This is a genomic window from Phycisphaerales bacterium, from assembly GCA_016716475.1.
GTDB lineage: Bacteria > Planctomycetota > Phycisphaerae > UBA1845 > Fen-1342 > JADJWG01.
This window is the reverse complement of the sequence record JADJWG010000002.1, coordinates 799,201-817,466: the sequence shown is the minus strand read 5'-3', so window position 1 is coordinate 817,466 and position 18,266 is coordinate 799,201. Positions and strand designations below refer to the sequence as shown.

Below are 18,266 nucleotides of genomic sequence, written 5' to 3'. Positions count from 1 at the left end.
ACAAGGATGCCCGATGTCCCCCGAATCCGACGCACCCACGCTCCGCCTTGCGATCCCCAAGGGCCGAATGCACTCCGCGGTCGTTACGCTGCTCGCAGATGCCGGCGTTCATTTGCGTTTCGGTGAGCGCGACTATCGGCCGACGGTCTCGCTCCCCGGCTACACCGCCAAAATCCTCAAGCCGCAGAACATTCTCGAAATGCTGCATGCGGGCTCACGCGACATCGGCTTCGCAGGCGCTGACTGGGTGGCCGAACTTGGCTGCGAAGTCGTCGAACTGCTCGACACCGGTCTCGACCCGGTGCGACTTGTCGCGGCCGCCCCGGCCGAACTGCTGCTCGACGGGCAACTGCCGGATCGCCCGCTGGTGCTCACCTCTGAGTACGAGCGCCTGAGTCGCGACTGGATCGCCCGCCGCGGCATCGACGCGCGTTTTATCCGATCGTTCGGCGCAACGGAGGTGTTCCCCCCGGAAGATGCCGACCTGATCATCGACAACACGGCCACCGGTTCCACACTACGCGCGAATGGCCTCGAGATCGTGGACGATGTCATGCGGTCCTCGACGCGACTCTACGCTCACCCCGCCGTCCTGGAGGATCGTGAGCGGCGCGCGGCGGTCGATTCCCTGATCCTGCTGCTGCGATCGGTGTTGGATGCGCGGCGGCGCGTGATGATCGAGGTGAACGTACCGCGGGACCGCCTGGAAGCCGTGGTGTCGATCCTGCCGTGCATGCGCGAACCGACCATCGCCCCGCTCCACGGGGACGCCGGGTACGCCGTCAAGGCGGCGATTCCCCGTGAGCAGCTTGCGACCATCGTGCCGCGTCTCAAGGCGCAGGGCGGCTCGGACATCGTGGTGTCGAATCTGTCGAACATCGTGCCGTAGAGGAGTCCGCACATGCGTACGACTGCCCGCCCCGGCGCGACCGGACTCGAACCCTCGCCGGCACTCAACGGCATGGTCGCGTACCACGTGCCGCGGCCATGCGCGCCGATCGACCTCTACCTCGACGGGAACGAGGGGGAAGCACCTCCGGCCGAGTTGCTCCAACGGCTGACCCGCCAGGGGCCGGAGGTCCTGCGACGCTACCCCAGCAGCGCAGCTCTCGAGGCCAGTCTCGCCGCTCACTATGGATTGCGGCCCGAGCAGGTGGTCGTGACCGGTGGGGGCGACGATGCGCTCGACCGGGCCTGCCGGGCGATGCTCGGCCCGGGGCGGGCCATGGTCCTGCCGGTGCCGACTTTTGAAATGCTGGAGCGCTATGGTCGCCTGATTCACGCCGAGCTTGAGCGCGTGGGGTGGCCCGATGGTCCGTATCCCACGGCGGCTGTCGAGTCCGTATTGACCGAGCGTACGCGCCTGATCGCGGTTGTATCGCCGAACAACCCGACGGGGGCGGTGATTCACGCGGCTGACCTGCGCCGACTGTCGACTGTCGCTCCGCAGGCACTATTGCTGGTGGATCTCGCCTATGTTGAATTCGCGGATGAGGATTTAACCGCGACGGCGCTGGCCCTGCCGAACGCGGTGGTCGTGCGAACATTCTCCAAGGCGTGGGGTTTCGCGGGGGTGCGCATCGGGTACGCCCTGGGGCCGGCGGAGTTGATCGGGTGGCTGCGCGCAGCTGGAAATCCGTACGCCGCAGCCGGCCCTTCGCTCGCCCTGGCGGCAGACCGTCTGGCGACCGGGCAGTCTGATCTGGCATCGTTTGTGGCGCGTGTCCGCGCGGAACGACTGGAATTGCAGGCACTGCTGCGAAGCTGGGGAGCGCGCGTGCCGGATTCGCAAGCGAACTTCGTCTTCGCACGCTTCGGCAATGCGTTGCAGATCCGCGAGGCGCTGGCTGTACAGGGCATCTCGGTGCGTGTGTTCCCGGGGCGTTCGGGCTTGGAGAATGCCCTGCGCATCACCTGTCCCGGAGTTCCGCAGGTTTTCGCGCGGCTTCGGGCTGCTTTGGGGCGGGTCTTTCAGGAGCATGCGACCGCCTTCTCGCCCGGAGACGAAGACCCACCAACGGCCGGAGGCATGGTATGACTGACGACGCACTGATCATACACACAGCACGCCATCGGGACGATCCGTCCTCCGAATGGCCTGGGCTCCATGTACGCCGCCTGGACTTCTGAAGGTGTAACAATGAAACCCCGAATGGCTCAGATTACACGCCAGACTGGCGAAACCGAAATCACGGCCACACTGAACCTGGACGGCTGTGGCAGTGTCCAGGTGCGCACCGGCATCGGTTTCCTCGACCACCTGCTGCATGCGCTCGCGCGGCATGCGCGTTTCGATCTTGATCTCGTGTGCAGCGGTGACCTGGTCGTGGATGATCACCACACCGCTGAAGACTGCGCGCTCGTACTGGGAGCAGCGCTGCGACAGGCGGTCGGTGATCGCCGGGGCATTGCGCGCTTCGGATCGGCCTATGCCCCGTTGGATGAAGCTCTGGCGCGAGCGGTGGTGGATCTCTCCGGCCGCCCTTTTGCCGCGCTTGAGCTGGGGCTCCGGCGCGAAATGCTCGGCGAACTAGCGTGCGAGAACATTCTGCACGTGCTGCACTCACTGGCAATGAGCGCTGCCTGCAATCTGCACGTGGACGTGTTGCGCGGCGAGAACGACCACCACCGGGCCGAGGCGGCGTTCAAGGCCTGTGCACTCGCGCTGCGGGCCGCCGTGACTCGCACCGGAGACGACCGCATCCCAAGTACGAAGGAGGTGCTGGCGTGAGCTCCGCCATCGTGCTGCGTGATGTCCGTATCGTCCGTACGGGGCGGGCGAACATCGCCTCGGTTCTGGCTGGTTTCGGCCGCCTGGGGCTGACACCCTTACTGGTGGAGACCGCAGCCGAAGCGGAAGCGGCCGAGTACCTCGTCTTGCCGGGGGTGGGTGCGTTCGGCGCCACGATGGCACACCTGCGTAATCTCGATCTCGTTGAGCCATTGTGCGCTCGCATCGCCGCAGGTCGGCCGACGCTGGCAGTCTGTCTCGGGTTGCAGTTGCTGTGTCGTGAGAGCGAAGAATCACCGGGCAGCGACGGCCTTGGGATCGTACCCGCGCGGATCACGCGCTTTGCAGACCCCCTGCGTGTGCCCCAACTCGGTTGGAATCTGGTGACTTCCGAGGGAGTGAGCCCACTGCTGGCGAGCGGCCACGCCTATTTCGCGAACTCGTACAAGCTCGACGCACCACCGGCGGGCTGGAGCGTCGCCACTGCGGATTACGGTGGGCGGTTTGTCGCGGCATTGGCTCGCGGTCCGGTCTTGGCCTGCCAGTTTCACCCGGAGCTTTCGGGTCCGTGGGGGTTGTCCTGGCTGCGGCGCTGGCTGGAATACGCGCCTGAGCCCGAGGGGAACGCATGTTGACCGCCCGCGTCATCCCCTGCCTCGATGTTCGCGCCGGACGCATTGTGAAAGGGGTGCGATTTCAGGACCTGCGCGACGCGGGTACACCGGCGGAACGGGCCGCCGAGTACGAAGCCCAGGGGGCAGATGAGCTAGTCGTGCTCGATGTGTCGGCCACGCCCGAGGGGCGGGCGAATGCGGCCGATACCGTGCGGGCGGTGCGGGCAGCCCTGTCGATCCCGTTGACCGTCGGAGGCGGTGTGCGATCGGTGGCTGACGCCGCACGGCTGCTGGAAGCGGGCGCGGACAAAGTGGGGGTCAACACGGCGGCGGTCCGCGAACCCGAGTTACTAAGCGCGCTGGCGACACAGTTCGGCTGTCAATGCACGGTTCTCGCGTTGGATGCTGCACGGCGCGCGGACGGCACCTGGGAAGTGGTGGTGTTGTCCGGACGGGAACGGACCAGCCGCGACGCGGTCGCATGGGCGCGCGAGGCGGCAGACCGCGGTGCGGGTGAAATTCTGCTCACAAGCTGGGATCGCGACGGCACGCGGAGTGGTTACGACACGGAGCTCTGCGCTGCGATTGCGGCGGCGGTGCGCGTACCGGTGATCGCATCCGGCGGAGCGGCAGGTCCGGAGCATCTACTCGCCGCGCTTCGAGCAGGGGCGGATGCGGTGCTGGCGGCGTCGATTTTCCATGATGGCGATCTGACGGTCGGGGATGTAAAGCGTTACCTGGCCCGCCATGGCATGCGGGTACGGCTGGAGGAAAAGCGAGCCGATGATCATTCCCTCGATTGATCTCATGGGTGGGCAGGCCGTACAGCTCATCGGTGGCAAGCAGCACGCACTGGATGCGGGTGATCCCCGGCCGCTGGCCGAGCGTTTCGCGCTCGCGGGCGATATTGCGGTGGTCGACCTGGATGCCGCACTCGGGCGAGGTGACAACACGGCACTCATCCGTGAACTCCTGCAGCTCGCGCCCTGCCGGGTCGGCGGTGGCATTCGATCGGTCGAACGCGCAATCGAGTGGCTTGATGCCGGCGCTGCCCACGTCGTGCTGGGCACCGCGGCCACGCCCGAGGTGCTGCGCGAATTGCCGAGGGACCGCGTGATTGCCGCACTCGACGCGGTCGAGGGAGAAGTGGTGGTCGAGGGGTGGCAAACGCGCACCGGTCGGGATGTTCGCAGCCGCATGGAGGAACTCCGCGATTACGTGGCCGGGTTTCTCGTGACGTTCGTGGAGCGCGAGGGACGCATGCAGGGCACCGATCCCCAGCAGGCGGCCGAGCTCGTGTCGGCTGCCGGCACTGCGCGACTTACTGTCGCGGGCGGTGTGACGACGGTGGACGAGATCGCCACACTCGATCGCTTGGGCGTCGACGCCCAGGTCGGCATGGCACTCTACACAGGCCGCTTGGAACTCGCTGATGCGATCGCCGCACCGCTCACCTCGGATCGGACCGACGATCTGTGGCCGACCGTGGTGACGGACGAGTGCGGCGTGGCGCTCGGGCTCGCGTGGTCAAGCGCGGCGAGTCTGCGCGCGGCAGTGCAGACCCGTACGGGCGTATATCAGTCCCGAACGCGCGGACTGTGGCACAAGGGAGCCACGAGCGGCGCGACCCAGCAACTGCTGCGCATTGCGTTGGACTGCGATCGTGACGCACTCCGGTTCACGGTGCGGCAACGCGGTACGGGCTTCTGTCACCTGGGGACCAAGAGCTGTTGGGGCGCAGCCACGGGTCTCGGCGGGTTGGCGGCAACGCTTATGACGCGGCGGACGCAGGCACCGCCGGGCTCGTACACGGCGCGACTGTTCAACGATGCCGCCCTGCTGCGCAGTAAACTGGTTGAGGAAGCGGGCGAGTTGGCCACAGCAGAGCAGCCCGCGGAGGTATGTGCCGAAGCTGCCGACGTGCTGTACTTCACAATGGTCGCCCTCGCGCGGTCCGGCTTGTCACTCGCGGATGTTGAGCGCGAGCTGGACCGGCGGGCCCGCACGGTCACGCGGCGTCGCGGGGACGCCAAGCCCACCCCCAGGGAGTTGTGAGATGGACGATCGCCTGCTCAGACTCGTCCAGCCGCAGGACGTCTTGCCGTCCACGCAATCTGCTTTGGACGAGGAGACCCTGCGTGCAGCCGGTGTCTTGATCGCTGCAGTGCGCCAGGGCGGTATGCCTGCACTTCGCCGCTTGGCAGAGGAGTATGACGGCCTCGCACCCGCGGCACCACTGGTGTACGACCGTGCAATGCTGGCGGCCGTGCTCGCTCGGCAACCGGCGGAACTGCGTGGCCTGCTGGAACGAACCGCAGACCGCATTCGCAACTTCGCAGCGGCCCAGCGCCACTGCCTCCGCGACCTCGATGTCGCGGTTCCCGGTGGACGAGCTGGGCACACCGTCGCACCCATGGAAAGTGCCGGGTGCTATGCACCTGGTGGACGCTTCCCGCTGCCCTCGTCTGTTCTGATGACGGCCGTAACTGCGCGCGTCGCCGGCGTGGAGCAGGTTGTGGTGGCCTCACCGCGTCCGACCGATATTACCCTCGCGGCCGCCGCCGTGGCCGACGCGGACATGCTGCTGGCCGCGGGCGGCGCACAGGCCATTGCGGCACTCGCCTACGGCGCCCCGCCGGTGCCGCCCTGCAGCGTGGTCGTCGGTCCGGGCAATCGCTGGGTCACAGCCGCAAAGCAACTGATTGCCGGCACCGTCGCTATCGACATGCTGGCGGGCCCGTCCGAACTGCTGGTCATCGCGGATGCCGGTGCCGATCCAGCCATGATTGCCGCCGACCTGCTTGCACAGGCGGAGCACGATCCCGATGCACGGCCACTGCTGGTGACGTGGCACCGGCCGCTGATTCCAGCGGTCGAGGTGGAATTGGCGGCGCAACTGGCAGACCTGCCGACCGCCGACACGGCGCGGCAGGCGCTCACGAACGGGATCGCCGTAATCGTCAGTGATGCCGAGGAGGCCACCGAAATCAGCGACCGGATCGCTCCGGAACACTTGGCCCTGCATGTGCAGGACCCGCAAGGTTGGCGTGGCCGGTTACGGCACTATGGCGCACTCTTCGAGGGTGCGGCGGCGGCCGAGGTTCTTGGCGACTACGGCATCGGCCCGAACCATGTCCTTCCGACCGGTGGTGCCGCGCGAATTGTGGGTGGGCTATCCATCTTCCACTTTCTGCGGGTCCGCACATGGCTCGGGACACTCGGAGTGACCGATCCGGATGGCGCGGAGCTGCGCGGAGTGATCAGGGATGCTGAAGCATTGGCGCGACTCGAAGGATTGGAGGCACATGCCCGTTCCGCCGCGCGTCGCAGTTCGTAAGCACTAGAACCCGCCCGTGTGCTGACATGCTGGAACAGACCTGCTCTTCGAGTACCAGCCCATCACACCACCCAGCGACCACCTACGTTGCGGGACCGCAATTCTACGATTAGCATCGCCCCACAACACTGGGGCTCGACTCCGGGCTACACGACGGATGGACCGCCATGCGGATCGACGTACACGGATGGATCGTCGCACCGGATCCGGGAGCACCAGTCCTGGGTGCGCTGGAGGCCCATCGGGATACGGCGGCGATCGACAGAATTCTCGTCGCAAACCGTGCGGCCGCAAACCTTCCGCCGGGCTGTGCCCTCGATGAAACTGAAGCGAATTCCGCCTGTCTTGCTCTCTGCCGCACGCGGCCATGGCTGGAACCGCTTTACTGGGCACGCGTGGTGACACCCGACAGCCATCCGCACACACTCGTCGGTGCGCTCGAAAGCGAGCCGTTCCGGGGAGTGGTGTTTTCGCCGGCTGACAACGAGTACGAAGCCGATTCCCGCCAGCTTGACCCCTTCCTGGCAGCACTCGCCACTGTGGGGCGTCCGGCGGTGTTTATCGTGCGTGACGATGCCCGGTCGGCGCCGCCGCGTGTACTCGAGCTGGCCCGCCGACACCCGAAAATCACTTTCGTACTTTGTATCGGAGCACACGAGGCCGCACTTCGTGACGCAGCCCTCGAGACCAGCCGCCGGGCGCAACGGCTGGGCGTAGCTGAGATTTATGTGGACACTGCCCATGCCTCCCAAGCGGAAATTGTGGCCGCAGCGCGCAGCGGACTGACGGATCGACTCGTCTATGGGAGTGATGCCCCGGCCTATGGAAGCGAGCACGGAACTCGTTGCCAGGCCGTTCTCTCTGAACTGCAGAACCTCCTTTCCGAGAAGGAGTTAGACCAGATCACGAGCGGTACGGCCGGCCGCATTTTCGGACTTTCCAATAGTATCAGCGATTGATCAACGTGGGCGCCGGCGAGTTCTCTGAGGCGGGGCTATCGGCTCCGCGGTCGTCGACCCTCGCCGAGGAAGATCCCTCCGGCAAACGAACCTTTCCGCGAGCCGGGCGTACTGGTGGGAGACGAAACGAGTGGATGGGATGCGAGACGAGGATCTGCTGGCCGACCATGTAGCCGGCCGGGCAGACGCTTTTGAGCGGCTCGTCGCGCGCTATGCCGAAGACCTGTTCGGCTTCTTTCAGCGATTTGTCGGGAGCGCGTCCCAGGCGGATGATTTGGTCCAGGAAACGTTCCTGCAGGTCCATCTCTCGGCCGGGTCATTTGATCCGGAACGGAAGTTCAAACCATGGCTATACACCATCGCCTCCAACAAGGCCCGCGATTTCATGCGATCGCGGCGGCGGCGCGCAACACACTCGCTGGACGGTCTGCCGGGCGACCACGACGGACCAGTGCCCGGGGTACTGCTCGAAGCGGATCAGCCCACCGCGGCCGAACACGTGGCCTCGCAGGAACAGCGGGAGCAAGTGCGGGAACTCGTGGCAGAGATGCCGGAGCACCAGCGGGCGGTGCTGATCCTCGGATACTTCCAAAAGCTGCCCTACGCGGAAATCGCCGAAGTTCTGCAAATACCCGTGGGCACAGTCAAATCCCGACTGCACGCCGCGGTCAACCACTTCGCGAAGCTCTGGCTTGCACGAACCGGCGCCGCAGACTCCGATTCCTAGGTGTACGAGGCCTGTCCTGATGAACCACGCGCCCACGCCCGAGTTCGACGTTCAGCTCCTCGACCTGCATCTCGGCCACCTGTCCGAGACCGAGCAGGCGGCCCTTCAAGCACGACTCCTGTCCGAACCGCGGCTTGCGGAGCAGCACAGCGCCCTGACGGCTGTTTTCGATGCCCTCCAGCGCTCGGCCGAAGTACCGATGCCACGAGACCTCGTCGCCCGCACCACGACACGCGTGCGACAGGCGGGCCCCGTCCCGCGAATCGTCCGTCCCGCGGACGCGCTGACAGCGGCCGTCGAGCGACGCAGCGAACGCGTGATTCGCCTGGGGAACCTGCGTGACATCGTCGCAGTGGCGGCGATGATCGTGCTCGCAGTCGGGGTGGGCGTGCCGACCATGCTGCATATGCGTGATCGGGCCCAGCGGGTGGGCTGCTCGTACAACTTGGCGCAACTCGGGATCGGAATGCAGCAATACGCTTCCAGCTTTGGTTCGAGCTTACCGTTTGCGGGATGGTCCGGACGCGCCTCCTGGAAACCGACGGACGAGCCGGGCGCGGTGAATGTTCCGAACCGCCGACATGTATACACCCTGCTGGTGCAGGCCTATGTCACCGAGCCGCAGCGCTTCGTGTGCCCGTCACAGCCGCACATGCCCATGTCGCTCGAAGAAGTGCGGCGCAGCAACGACTTTCTCGAAGCGCGAAACGTCAGCTATGCCTACCAGAACATGGCTGGCGTGCGGCCCTCCGCAAACGATGATCCGCGCCTGCCCATCATGGCGGATGAGAATCCGCTCTTTGCTGATGGCGTCCCACTCTTCGATGCCCGGCGCTTCACGGGACGCGACGCGGCAACGCAGAACTCCCGCGCCCACCGCAGCGCCGGCCAGAATATTCTCACGCTGCGTGGCGAGGTGATCTGGAGTCGCACGCCCTTCGCCGGACTGCACGGTGACAACATCTGGACCCTGGAGAACGTCCAAGTCTACACCGGTCACGAAGGGCCGCAACGAGCGGACGACGCGCACCTCCTGAAGTAGTCTGCTTGAACATGCGGCGCAGTCCCCCGGCCGGACACAGACCCCGGCGCGCAGGTCAGCGCGTCGCCCGCATGAGCAGGATCCGCTCGCGCACGGCGAGCGCCCAGGCGCGCTCCTCCTCCGACCACTGCTGGGCCTCGATCAGCGCGGCGAGGTCGGCCGTGGCGGCCGTTCGTATGCGGTCAACCTGCTCCTCTGAGGTGGCATCCGCTGCAATCTGATCATCCCGCCACTGGTCGTAATGTCGATAGACTTCACGTGTAACCGCGCGTCTCGTCCGTTCTGCCGGCGTGACGTCCGCGTCGAGGAGATAAACCACGTTATCAACGCCAAAGTAGCCACTGCTGCCCACAGCCAGCATGCGGCCAGAGGGATCAAAGGCCAGATCGGTGATCGCCCCGAGCGGAGCATGGAGCGTTGACACCGGCTGTAGCGACGTCAGATCCCAGAATCGAATGGAGCGGTCACCCCCGCCGGAAACCAACCGTGGTTCCGAGGGGTGAAACGCCAGCGCCTGGACCCAGTCGGTATGCCCTACCAGCCGCGCACGAAATTGTAGCTCCGGTACACGCCCTTCCTCATAGTGGATCGACCATAGCGCTATCGTGCCGTCGGCACCAGCGGCCGCCAACCAAGACCCCTGCGGGCAAAGCGCCAGGTCATTGATTCCGCTCTCGAACAACCCTTCCGTCTCGAAACACTTTTCAAGTTCACCGCGATCCACGTCCCAAAGGTATACCAGCGTTGTGCGGTCGTACTGCTTATTCACGGCATCCCTTGCCGTCACCAGCCAACGCCCGCCACCGCCCACGAATTTCAGTTGATTGTTTCCGACCTGCCCGGTCTCCAGGTTCCGCAGCCACTTGGATTCCAAAGTGTTGTTGTCCGCATTCCAAGCCAGGTCCCAGACACGGGCGCAACCCGATTCCCCCATGACTACAAGGCGGCTGCCGTCCGCACTGAGGGCCAACCTGGTCGGTCGTTCCTGCCAAGTTGCCCCGGTGGTATCCGCTAGTTGATGATGATGCCAAGTGTTGCGCAGGGCATTCACTTCGAAAATTACGGCTTCACCATACGGCTCTATGGGTGGGCCGGGGCCTTCCAGGGCCGCCGCGAGCCACGCCCGGTGGCCCTGTCGCCACATCACCATGTCGCGCACTTGAACGCTTTTTTCCGTGCGACCTTCCAGTTTGGCATGCAACCGCGGCGCAGTATCCGAAATTTCCCAACCGAAAATTTCGCCGTATGCGCTTGCCGCCAGGCACCAATTCCCACCCGGGCCGAACAACGCGACGTGCATGCTGGCGCGCAGTCCCCGCAGTTGTACGTGCTGGCTCTCGCGCCAGTCCCAGAGCTTGATCTCCCCGAGTTCATCGACTGACACGGCCCGGGCGCTGGGCGCGAACCCCACTCCGTAGACCGCCGCATCGTGACCTCGCAGCACGACTCGTTCAGACCACGCCAAAAGTGGCTGTTGCTCGCCATCGGGTGTGATCTGCCCTACATCAAGCGACCAGACCCGCAGTGTTTTGTCCACCCCACCAGAGAGCAGCAAGCGGCCGGAAGGGTCAAAGGCCACCGCACAGACGGGCCCGTCGTGGCCGGTCAATACAGCGATTTCGGCCGGCTTGCCACGCACCCGACGGGAACGCTGCGCCGCGGCCGCCCTGACACTCGCCGCGAGATCCCACACTCGGATCGTTCCATCCGAAGATGCGGTCGCCAGTCTCGTGCTATCGGGACTGAAATCCGCCGCCCAGACCCAGTGGTTATGCCCTGCCAGCCGCGCGACGGGATCGCCGGAGCCGTGTCGAAGTAGTTCGTCCACATCCCAAAGCTCGCACAGGCGGCCCGCCCCGGCACCCCAGGATCCCAGCCAGCGGCCGTTCGGCGACCACCGCACCCCACCGCTGTACTGAGCCAGTCCCGTCGCGGTCGCAATCGGGACGGGATCCTCCGAAGCGACTTGGGGATCAAGAATGTCTGACAATCGAAACACGTTGATTGCGCGGTTCTTCTCGCAGGTCACAGCAAGCATTTCTCCGCTTGGATCGAACGCGAGATGAACCGGTTGATCGGTGTTGCTTCGTACGGGCCATGCGACTCGAAGCCAGTACTGATCCGCGTCTTGCCCGAGCAGGTGGACCCATTGTTTGAACTGCGGTTCCCGCTCGTGCATCGTCCCGATCGCGAGAAAAGCTGCGTCGGGGTGGAAGGCAATCGCTTTGACGGCGACGTGTCCGTGCCGTGCTTCCTCCTGGTCAATACCAAGCAGTTCCCATGGGATTTCCAATGGTTCTGCGCCGGGCGTGGTGCGGTAGATCTCCAGTGCCTGGTCAGCCCGCGAACGAGCCAACGCCAATGCCTGCTGCCGCGCGCTCAATACCACCACAGCGGCTTTACCCCTTGATTCTGCTGGATGTAAATCCTTCAGACTTTGCCCGATCCGTCCCCACAGGTATCGCCACTCCCACCCCCTGTGTTCCGGCGGCGCCTCTTCCAGCAACTGGGTGGCCCGCCGGTGGTCCCCATTCGCGGTGGCTGCCAGCGCACCCGAGATGCTGCCTGCGTACAAGGTCCGCAGGGTCTCGGCCCTGGCTGCGGCGGCATGGTCGGCCTGCTGCTGAGCATTCCGCCAGAGTGCTGTCGTGGACACGGCATAGATCGCAAGCAACAAGAAGATGGAAACTCCCGTGGCGACGATACCCCGGTAGCGCCGCACCGTGCTGCGAAGTACATACCATCCGCTGTCGCGCCGGGCCTCCAAGGGCTCCCCTGCAAGGAAGTGCCGGATGTCGCGGCCGAGGTCGGCGGCCGAGGCGTACCGCCGCGCCGGCTCTTTCTCCAACGTGCGCAGCAAAAGACTCTCAAGGTCCCCACGGAGGGCGCGGTCAATAGTGCTCGGGCGGCGCGGGGATTGTTCGCGGATAATCCGTACGGCGCCATAGACCGAGGTTCCTGACATGTCGTAGGGGGCCTGGCCGGTAAGCAGTTCGAAAAGCACGACGCCCAGGGAGTAGATGTCGGTGCGCGTGTCGATCGCAGCCGGATCACCTTCACATTGTTCCGGGCTCATGTAGTGCACCGTGCCCACGAGCTCGCCCACGTGAGTCTGTAGCGTGGTCATGACGATGTCGGCGTCCGTCGCCCGGGCCACCCCGAAATCAATGATCTTCGGTTCCCCGTCACGACCAACCAGGATATTCGCCGGTTTGATGTCGCGGTGGATGATCCCCTTCTGATGGCCATGATGGACAGCGTCACAAACCTTGGCGAACAGCTCGAGCCGCTGTGCTGTCGAGAGCTGGTGCGCATCCGCAAACGTGTTCAGAGGTTCCGCGTCAGAAATCAGTTCCATCGCGAAATAGGGCACCGGCCCCTGCGCGTCGGCATGCACACCGGCTTCGAAAACCTGCGCAATGTTCGGATGCCGCAGGCGACCCAACACTTCGGGCTCCAGCCGAAAGCGGGCCAGCGTGGACGGGGCACTGAGGCCCGGCCGCAGGACTTTCACCGCGACCGCACGCGCGGGCTGGTCCTGCCGGGCCTCGAATACACCCCCCATCCCCCCGGTAGCGATCAGTCGTACCAACGTATAGCGGCCGAGCTTGCAACCGACGAGCTCGGCCACCCACGCTGCCGCATCTTCCATGCGAGTCACGTGATCCTGGCAGGTACGGCCCCGAACTAGCGGTTTCGTCGCGTCCGCGGCAATGGCGTGCAGCTCGACCCGTGGCGGCGCGAGAAAGTCCGCGCCGGCACGTGCATCGTAGTCGAGGAGGGCCAACACCTGCGTCCGCAACTCCGGATCCCCAGCGCACTCCTGATCGAGGATGGCAGCGCGTTCCTGCCCGGAAGCTGCAACGGCGTGTTCAAAGACTTCCTGTACCCGCTGCCAGAATTGGGTGTCCACCACCGGTGCTCCTCGCTGGTGCAGAAGATGCAGTGGTGCAGTCGCGGCACACTCACTTTACCTGCCGATCCGCGCGGCCAGCTGCGGGTGCCTCCTCGGCCAGTTGACCGAAGATCCACGCTCGTGCGAAGCGCCACTCGTTGTCAACCGTACGCGGCGAGAGGCCGACGATTTCCGCAATCTCGTCGATCTGCAACCCTCCGTAGAAACGGAGTTGCACAATCTCGGCTTTGCGCGGGTCGTTGCGCCGGAGCTGCTCCAGCACCTCGTCCACGGCCAGAATGTCGGCCGGATCACCCGGGGCCTCAACGGCCTCCATCGCGCCAAGGGCAACGCGGCCTCCACCGCGCTTCAGGGCTCTACGTTTACGTGCGTGATCGATGAGAAATTGGCGCATTGCATTCGCCGCAAAAGCATGCAGTTGCCGGCGGTCCTCCGGGAGCACGGTTCCGTTGCTACCTGCCAACCGCAGGTACGCCTCCTGAACCAGTACCGTCGTCTGAAGATCGGGGTGCCGAACCTCCCGTGACAGGCGGGCCTGCGCGATCTGGTGGAGTTCCGCGTACACGGTGTGCCAAAGCTCCTCCCGTGCTGCGGAATTCCCGTTACGCACCGCGGCCAACAGTGACGTGATCTGGCCTTGTCGAGCATCCACAGCCGCCTCCCTGATGTGTGCGCCCCGGCCGAGTAAGAAGTGCAGATCGACGTTCGCAGGCCCGCGAGTGACCCTCGGCCACCGCAGAATCGCCGTCCGGTGCGTGCCTCGATCCTAACCTTTGCACAACGCCGCGCACAAGCGGTTCCGATGTGTTTTCAATGTTGGGGAGGCGGTCGGAGTTGGAGAGCTCGGGCGGGGCCGTCCGTTCCCCCCCCCAATTCATCAACAGAAAACACCCCCACCAAAGCACCGCGAATACGCACTCCGGGCACGGAGAGGGCGAGATTCGAACTCGCGGTACGGCTTTACGCCGTACGCCGGTTTAGCAAACCGGTGCCTTCAGCCGCTCGGCCACCTCTCCCACGCGCGGCCGGGCGGGCCGCCAGCGAGAATGCAAATAGTATACCAGATTTACGGCAAGTGGCGAGCCAACTGCAGGGGGAGCGATGGGAGACCGGGGGGGCAGACAATCGGGGCCTGGCACGGCGGCCTGCCCGCGGCCCCGGGGCGCGAGCCGTTGCCGCCCTGCGGAGGGCGTCGTAAACTCCGCGACTTATTCAGATCTGCGAAGGGAGCGACGATGAAGTATGTCGAGATCGTGACGCCCGCGAGCCCGCATGCCGGGGAATGGGTCAGCGCCCACACCCTCAGCAATCATGGCCTCAGCCACCTCAAGCGCGTCTACTGGAATCTGCCAACGCCCGCACTCGTGGAGGAGGCGATTTTCCGTGGGGAAGGTCACCTCGTCGAGGGCGGCCCGTTCGTGGCGCACACCGGCAAGCACACCGCCCGAGCTGCGGCCGACAAGTTCATCGTCCACGAATCCTCGACCGCGGACAAGATCTGGTGGGGGGAGTACAACCGGCCTTTCGCGCTGGACAAGTTCAATGCGTTGCAGGGCCGCCTGCTGGCATTCCTCCAGGGCGAAGAGTTGTTCGTGCAGGATTGCTATGCCGGGGCCGACCCCGAGTACCGCATGCCGATCCGGATCATCACGGACAAGGCCTGGCACAGCCACTTCGCGCGGAATATGTTCATCCCCGTTGCAACGCGCGATGCCGCGCATGAACACACGCCGGACTTCACGATCATCGCCGCACCGTCCTTTCCGTGCGACCCGCGTATCGACGGCACGCGGAGCGAGACGGCGATCCTGCTCAATTTCGGTCAGCGTACCGCGATCATCGCGAACTCGGCCTACGCGGGCGAAATCAAGAAGAGCATCTTCACCGTGCTCAACTTCCTGCTGCCCAACCAGGGCGTGTTGGCCATGCACTGCTCGGCGAACGTCGGCGACCAGGGTGATGTGGCCCTGTTCTTCGGCCTTTCCGGCACCGGCAAGACCACGCTGTCAGCCGATCCCCGACGACGCCTCATCGGCGACGATGAGCACGGTTGGAGCGACGACGGCGTGTTCAACTTCGAGGGCGGCTGCTACGCCAAGGTAATCCGCCTGTCGGCCGAGAGTGAGCCCCAGATTTATGCCGCCACACGGCAGTTCGGCACCATTCTCGAGAACGTCGCCTACGACCCCTCTTCGCGCCGCATCGACCTCGATGACGACAGCATCACGGAGAACACCAGAGCTTCGTACCCGCTCGAAATGATCCCGAACACCGTACCCGAGAAGATGGTCCGCACGCACCCGAAGAACGTGATTTTCCTGACCTGTGATGCTTCCGGTGTGTTGCCCCCCATCGCCCGACTCAGCCCCGCGCAGGCCATGTACCATTTCATCAGCGGGTACACGTCAAAAGTCGCCGGCACGGAAATCGGGCTCGGCAAAGAGCCACAGATTACGTTCAGCGCCTGTTTCGGGGCGGTTTTCATGGTGCATCACCCGTCCGTGTACGCAGCCCTGCTGAAGCAGAAACTCGCCAAACACGGCGCAACATGCTGGTTGGTGAATACCGGGTGGACCGGGGGCGCGTTCGGCGTCGGCAAGCGCATCAGCATCCGGCACACGCGTAACCTGTTGAACGCCGTGCTGGACGGTAAGCTCGCGGAGGTGGAGTATCGACGTGACAAGCTCTTCGGCTTCGAGGTGCCGCTGAGCTGCCCGGATGTACCGCCGGAGATTCTTGACCCGGCCGGTAGTTGGAACAGTGTCGATGAGTACTGGAACCGGTACGACGCACTCGCAGCGCGTTTCATCGACAACTTCAAGCTGTATGCCGAGGGCTGTCCGCGCGAGGTACTGGAGGCCGGGCCACAGCGGCGCCACTAGCCCGGTCGGAGCGGCCCCCCGCCACGGTTCCAGATCATGGCGCTATCCCCGGGTGCTGTGATACCCGGAACCGGCCGTCAGGACCGCTGGGCGGCGTGACCGAAGATATCCGCTTTCAATCCGACACGTTCGCCCGACTCGCCGTCCCAGCGGTGGGCCTGGATGGAAGCCACAAGCTGCTCCGCCAGGCGCACCGCGGCTACGCCATCCTCGGCACTCACCGGCGGGCGACCGCCGGTACGCACGGCCGCAATGAATGATTCCAATTCAGTGCGCAGTGGATCCTTGTCGTCAATTTCCAGGGGCTCGACCTGCACCATCTTGCCAAAATCGAGTCCGGCCATTTGCGACAGGTCTTCAATGTTCCGCTCGCGCGCGAACTTCAGCACGTCGAGATTTCGATCGAGCGTCACCGCGATTCCGACTTTCTTCTGGTAGTCGAGCGAGACATAGGCGTTCTCGGCGAAGACCCGCAGCTTCCGCTCGGTTTTCAGCGCTAGCCGCGAAGCCGTCAGGTTGGCGACCGCCCCGTTCGCGCACCGCACGCGCGCGTTGGCGATGTCTTCATGCGGACCAAGCACGTTTACCCCAACCGCATCAACGTGCTGGGCATTCGCGCGCACCAGGTCGAGCATGATGTCGATGTCGTGGATCATCAGGTCAAAGACCACGCCCACGTCGGCCGAACGGAACGTGAACGGGCTGATCCGGTGCGTTTCGACGAATTTCGGTTGCAAGCCCAACCGGGCCACCGCCCGCACGGCCGGGTTGAAGCGCTCCGTATGGCCGACGGCGACCACCACGCGGTGCTCACGCGCCAGCCGGGCGATGGCCTCGGCATCGGCCGCACTGGGTGCCAGCGGTTTCTCGATCAGCACGTGGATGCCACGCTCGATGAGCGGACGGCTGACGGCAAGGTGGTGAATGGTCGGCACAGCCACGGTGACAGCGGCCACCGTGCCCAGTGCGGGCGTGAGCGTCGTCCCCCAGCGAGCGCCGTGCGGCTCCGCCATTTCGCGGGCCCGCTGCTCATTGGAGTCGATGACGGCCACCAGCCGGACCTCAGGCATCTCGGCGTACTTGCGGACATGGTGACGGCCCATGTGACCGGCGCCGATCACGGCGACTGGAAGGGGCTCAGCCAACTGAGGATACTCCATCCGCGGAAGCGCCGTAGTAGCCGGCGCGATCCTGGTCCGAATCGTTGCGATAGTGCTCACGTACGCGCCCGAAGATGCCGACTGCCATTTTGCGACGCAGAAAATCGACCAGGTAGCGCACGTGTTCGTCCTGCATCAGGCCGTCGGACTCGATGGCCTGCAAAGCATCGGCTGTGCGGAGCGGTGCCCGCTCGCCGCGCCGGGCGTACAGCACGCGGGCCGCACGCTTGACACACTGGATTGACTCTGGTGGAAACTGCCAGCGGCGGAGGCCCTCGACATTGGCCCCACGGACCGCCTGATCGTAACCGAGAACCTTCATGTACGGCGGGACGTCATGCGTAATGCGGGTCATCCCGCCGACGTAGGCGTTACGCCCGATCGTGACGAAGTGGTGCATCGCGGACGCACCGCCGATGACGACCCGATCCTCGATACGAACGTGCCCGGCGATCTGTACCGCGTTGGCAATCAGAACCTGGCTGCCCACCTCGCTGTCGTGAGCGACATGCACGCCCACCATCAGCAGGTTCTTGTCCCCGATGCGTGTGAAGCCCCGGCTCAGCCGATCCACCTCGGTGCCGCGGTGCACGGTCACCAACTCGCGGAAGACGTTGTCGTCGCCGACGACCAGGCCGGTCGGGCCGCCCTTGTACTTGAGATCCTGAGGCGCAGCGCCGAGCACGGCACCGCTGTAGAACACGTTTCCGGAACCGAAGCTGGCGGGTCCCAGCAATGTGACACGCGGACTGAGGATGCATCCCGGGCCGAGCACGACGCCTGGTCCGACGTAGCTGAACGCCCCGACCTCGACATCGCGGCCGAGTTCGGCCTGCGGATCAACGTAGGCGGTGGGATGAATCATGGGCATCCAAATTCTGCCGCCATCCTTCGGGCG

The 18,266-nt window shown here is 65.0% G+C and carries 15 protein-coding genes and 1 tRNA gene; 11 read left to right on the top strand and 5 right to left on the bottom strand.

Annotation, left to right across the window (positions count from 1 at the left end):
- The first annotated feature begins 13 nt into the window (after positions 1 to 13).
- The 10 genes from hisG (at position 14) to IPM18_10965 (ending at position 9,410) form a co-directional block, all read left to right on the top strand.
- The gene (gene hisG / locus IPM18_11010) at positions 14 to 889 is read left to right on the top strand and encodes an ATP phosphoribosyltransferase (protein ID MBK9120112.1); all 876 of its coding nucleotides are present in this window, start codon (positions 14 to 16) and stop codon (positions 887 to 889) included.
- Between the two features lie 12 nt (positions 890 to 901).
- Complete coding sequence (locus IPM18_11005) at positions 902 to 2,038, top strand: histidinol-phosphate aminotransferase family protein (protein ID MBK9120111.1); 1,137 nt, start codon at positions 902 to 904, stop codon at positions 2,036 to 2,038.
- A gap of 102 nt (positions 2,039 to 2,140) precedes the next feature.
- Positions 2,141 to 2,731 (top strand): imidazoleglycerol-phosphate dehydratase HisB, encoded by a 591-nt coding sequence (hisB, locus tag IPM18_11000; GenBank protein MBK9120110.1) that lies wholly within the window; start codon positions 2,141 to 2,143, stop codon positions 2,729 to 2,731.
- The gene (gene hisH, locus IPM18_10995; GenBank protein ID MBK9120109.1) at positions 2,728 to 3,366 is read left to right on the top strand and encodes an imidazole glycerol phosphate synthase subunit HisH; all 639 of its coding nucleotides are present in this window, start codon (positions 2,728 to 2,730) and stop codon (positions 3,364 to 3,366) included. The genes hisB and hisH overlap by 4 nt, the downstream gene beginning before the upstream one ends.
- A complete protein-coding gene (gene hisF, locus IPM18_10990; GenBank protein ID MBK9120108.1) occupies positions 3,360 to 4,148 on the top strand; it encodes an imidazole glycerol phosphate synthase subunit HisF in 789 nt (262 codons plus the stop codon). Before hisH ends, hisF begins: the two co-directional genes overlap by 7 nt.
- Complete coding sequence (gene hisE / locus IPM18_10985) at positions 4,129 to 5,400, top strand: phosphoribosyl-ATP diphosphatase (GenBank protein MBK9120107.1); 1,272 nt, start codon at positions 4,129 to 4,131, stop codon at positions 5,398 to 5,400. Before hisF ends, hisE begins: the two co-directional genes overlap by 20 nt.
- Position 5,401: 1 nt before the next feature.
- Positions 5,402 to 6,682: a histidinol dehydrogenase gene (hisD, locus tag IPM18_10980; GenBank protein ID MBK9120106.1), complete on the top strand. Its 1,281-nt coding sequence runs from the start codon at positions 5,402 to 5,404 to the stop codon at positions 6,680 to 6,682.
- Between the two features lie 167 nt (positions 6,683 to 6,849).
- The gene (locus tag IPM18_10975) at positions 6,850 to 7,641 is read left to right on the top strand and encodes an amidohydrolase family protein (GenBank protein ID MBK9120105.1); all 792 of its coding nucleotides are present in this window, start codon (positions 6,850 to 6,852) and stop codon (positions 7,639 to 7,641) included.
- 139 nt (positions 7,642 to 7,780) lie between these two features.
- Positions 7,781 to 8,368: a sigma-70 family RNA polymerase sigma factor gene (locus tag IPM18_10970; GenBank protein MBK9120104.1), complete on the top strand. Its 588-nt coding sequence runs from the start codon at positions 7,781 to 7,783 to the stop codon at positions 8,366 to 8,368.
- Between the two features lie 19 nt (positions 8,369 to 8,387).
- Complete coding sequence (locus IPM18_10965) at positions 8,388 to 9,410, top strand: DUF1559 domain-containing protein (GenBank protein MBK9120103.1); 1,023 nt, start codon at positions 8,388 to 8,390, stop codon at positions 9,408 to 9,410.
- A 55-nt stretch (positions 9,411 to 9,465) separates the two neighbouring features.
- Here IPM18_10965 and IPM18_10960 read toward each other — a convergent pair whose 3' ends face one another.
- The 3 genes from IPM18_10960 to IPM18_10950 all read right to left on the bottom strand — a co-directional run bounded on the left by IPM18_10960 (position 9,466) and on the right by IPM18_10950 (position 14,342).
- Entirely contained in the window at positions 9,466 to 13,326 is a 3,861-nt protein-coding gene (locus tag IPM18_10960) for a protein kinase (protein MBK9120102.1), read from the bottom strand.
- Between the two features lie 49 nt (positions 13,327 to 13,375).
- Entirely contained in the window at positions 13,376 to 13,978 is a 603-nt protein-coding gene (locus tag IPM18_10955; protein MBK9120101.1) for a sigma-70 family RNA polymerase sigma factor, read from the bottom strand.
- Positions 13,979 to 14,252: 274 nt separating this feature from the next.
- A tRNA-Ser gene (locus IPM18_10950) sits at positions 14,253 to 14,342 on the bottom strand.
- Between the two features lie 219 nt (positions 14,343 to 14,561).
- On the opposite strand from IPM18_10950, the gene pckA reads away from it, so the two are divergent.
- Positions 14,562 to 16,208, top strand: a complete 1,647-nt coding sequence (pckA, locus tag IPM18_10945) for a phosphoenolpyruvate carboxykinase (ATP) (protein ID MBK9120100.1) — start codon at positions 14,562 to 14,564, stop codon at positions 16,206 to 16,208.
- Between the two features lie 77 nt (positions 16,209 to 16,285).
- Here pckA and IPM18_10940 read toward each other — a convergent pair whose 3' ends face one another.
- Together IPM18_10940 and lpxA are read right to left on the bottom strand one after the other, a co-directional pair.
- Positions 16,286 to 17,353 (bottom strand): Gfo/Idh/MocA family oxidoreductase, encoded by a 1,068-nt coding sequence (locus tag IPM18_10940; protein ID MBK9120099.1) that lies wholly within the window; start codon positions 17,351 to 17,353, stop codon positions 16,286 to 16,288.
- Entirely contained in the window at positions 17,346 to 18,233 is an 888-nt protein-coding gene (gene lpxA, locus IPM18_10935; GenBank protein ID MBK9120098.1) for an acyl-ACP--UDP-N-acetylglucosamine O-acyltransferase, read from the bottom strand. Before lpxA ends, IPM18_10940 begins: the two co-directional genes overlap by 8 nt.
- Positions 18,234 to 18,266: the final 33 nt, after the last annotated feature.

What these genes read in the sequence shown, in the direction of transcription:
- lpxA (MBK9120098.1), bottom strand. Translation starts at nt 18,233, where the DNA reads ATGATTCATCCCACCGCCTACGTTGATCCGCAGGCCGAACTCGGCCGC.
- hisD (MBK9120106.1), top strand. Translation starts at nt 5,402, where the DNA reads ATGGACGATCGCCTGCTCAGACTCGTCCAGCCGCAGGACGTCTTGCCG.
- IPM18_10975 (MBK9120105.1), top strand. Translation starts at nt 6,850, where the DNA reads ATGCGGATCGACGTACACGGATGGATCGTCGCACCGGATCCGGGAGCA.
- IPM18_10965 (MBK9120103.1), top strand. Translation starts at nt 8,388, where the DNA reads ATGAACCACGCGCCCACGCCCGAGTTCGACGTTCAGCTCCTCGACCTG.
- hisE (MBK9120107.1), top strand. Translation starts at nt 4,129, where the DNA reads ATGATCATTCCCTCGATTGATCTCATGGGTGGGCAGGCCGTACAGCTC.
- IPM18_11005 (MBK9120111.1), top strand. Translation starts at nt 902, where the DNA reads ATGCGTACGACTGCCCGCCCCGGCGCGACCGGACTCGAACCCTCGCCG.
- hisF (MBK9120108.1), top strand. Translation starts at nt 3,360, where the DNA reads ATGTTGACCGCCCGCGTCATCCCCTGCCTCGATGTTCGCGCCGGACGC.
- IPM18_10970 (MBK9120104.1), top strand. Translation starts at nt 7,781, where the DNA reads ATGCGAGACGAGGATCTGCTGGCCGACCATGTAGCCGGCCGGGCAGAC.
- hisB (MBK9120110.1), top strand. Translation starts at nt 2,141, where the DNA reads ATGAAACCCCGAATGGCTCAGATTACACGCCAGACTGGCGAAACCGAA.
- pckA (MBK9120100.1), top strand. Translation starts at nt 14,562, where the DNA reads ATGAAGTATGTCGAGATCGTGACGCCCGCGAGCCCGCATGCCGGGGAA.
- hisG (MBK9120112.1), top strand. Translation starts at nt 14, where the DNA reads ATGTCCCCCGAATCCGACGCACCCACGCTCCGCCTTGCGATCCCCAAG.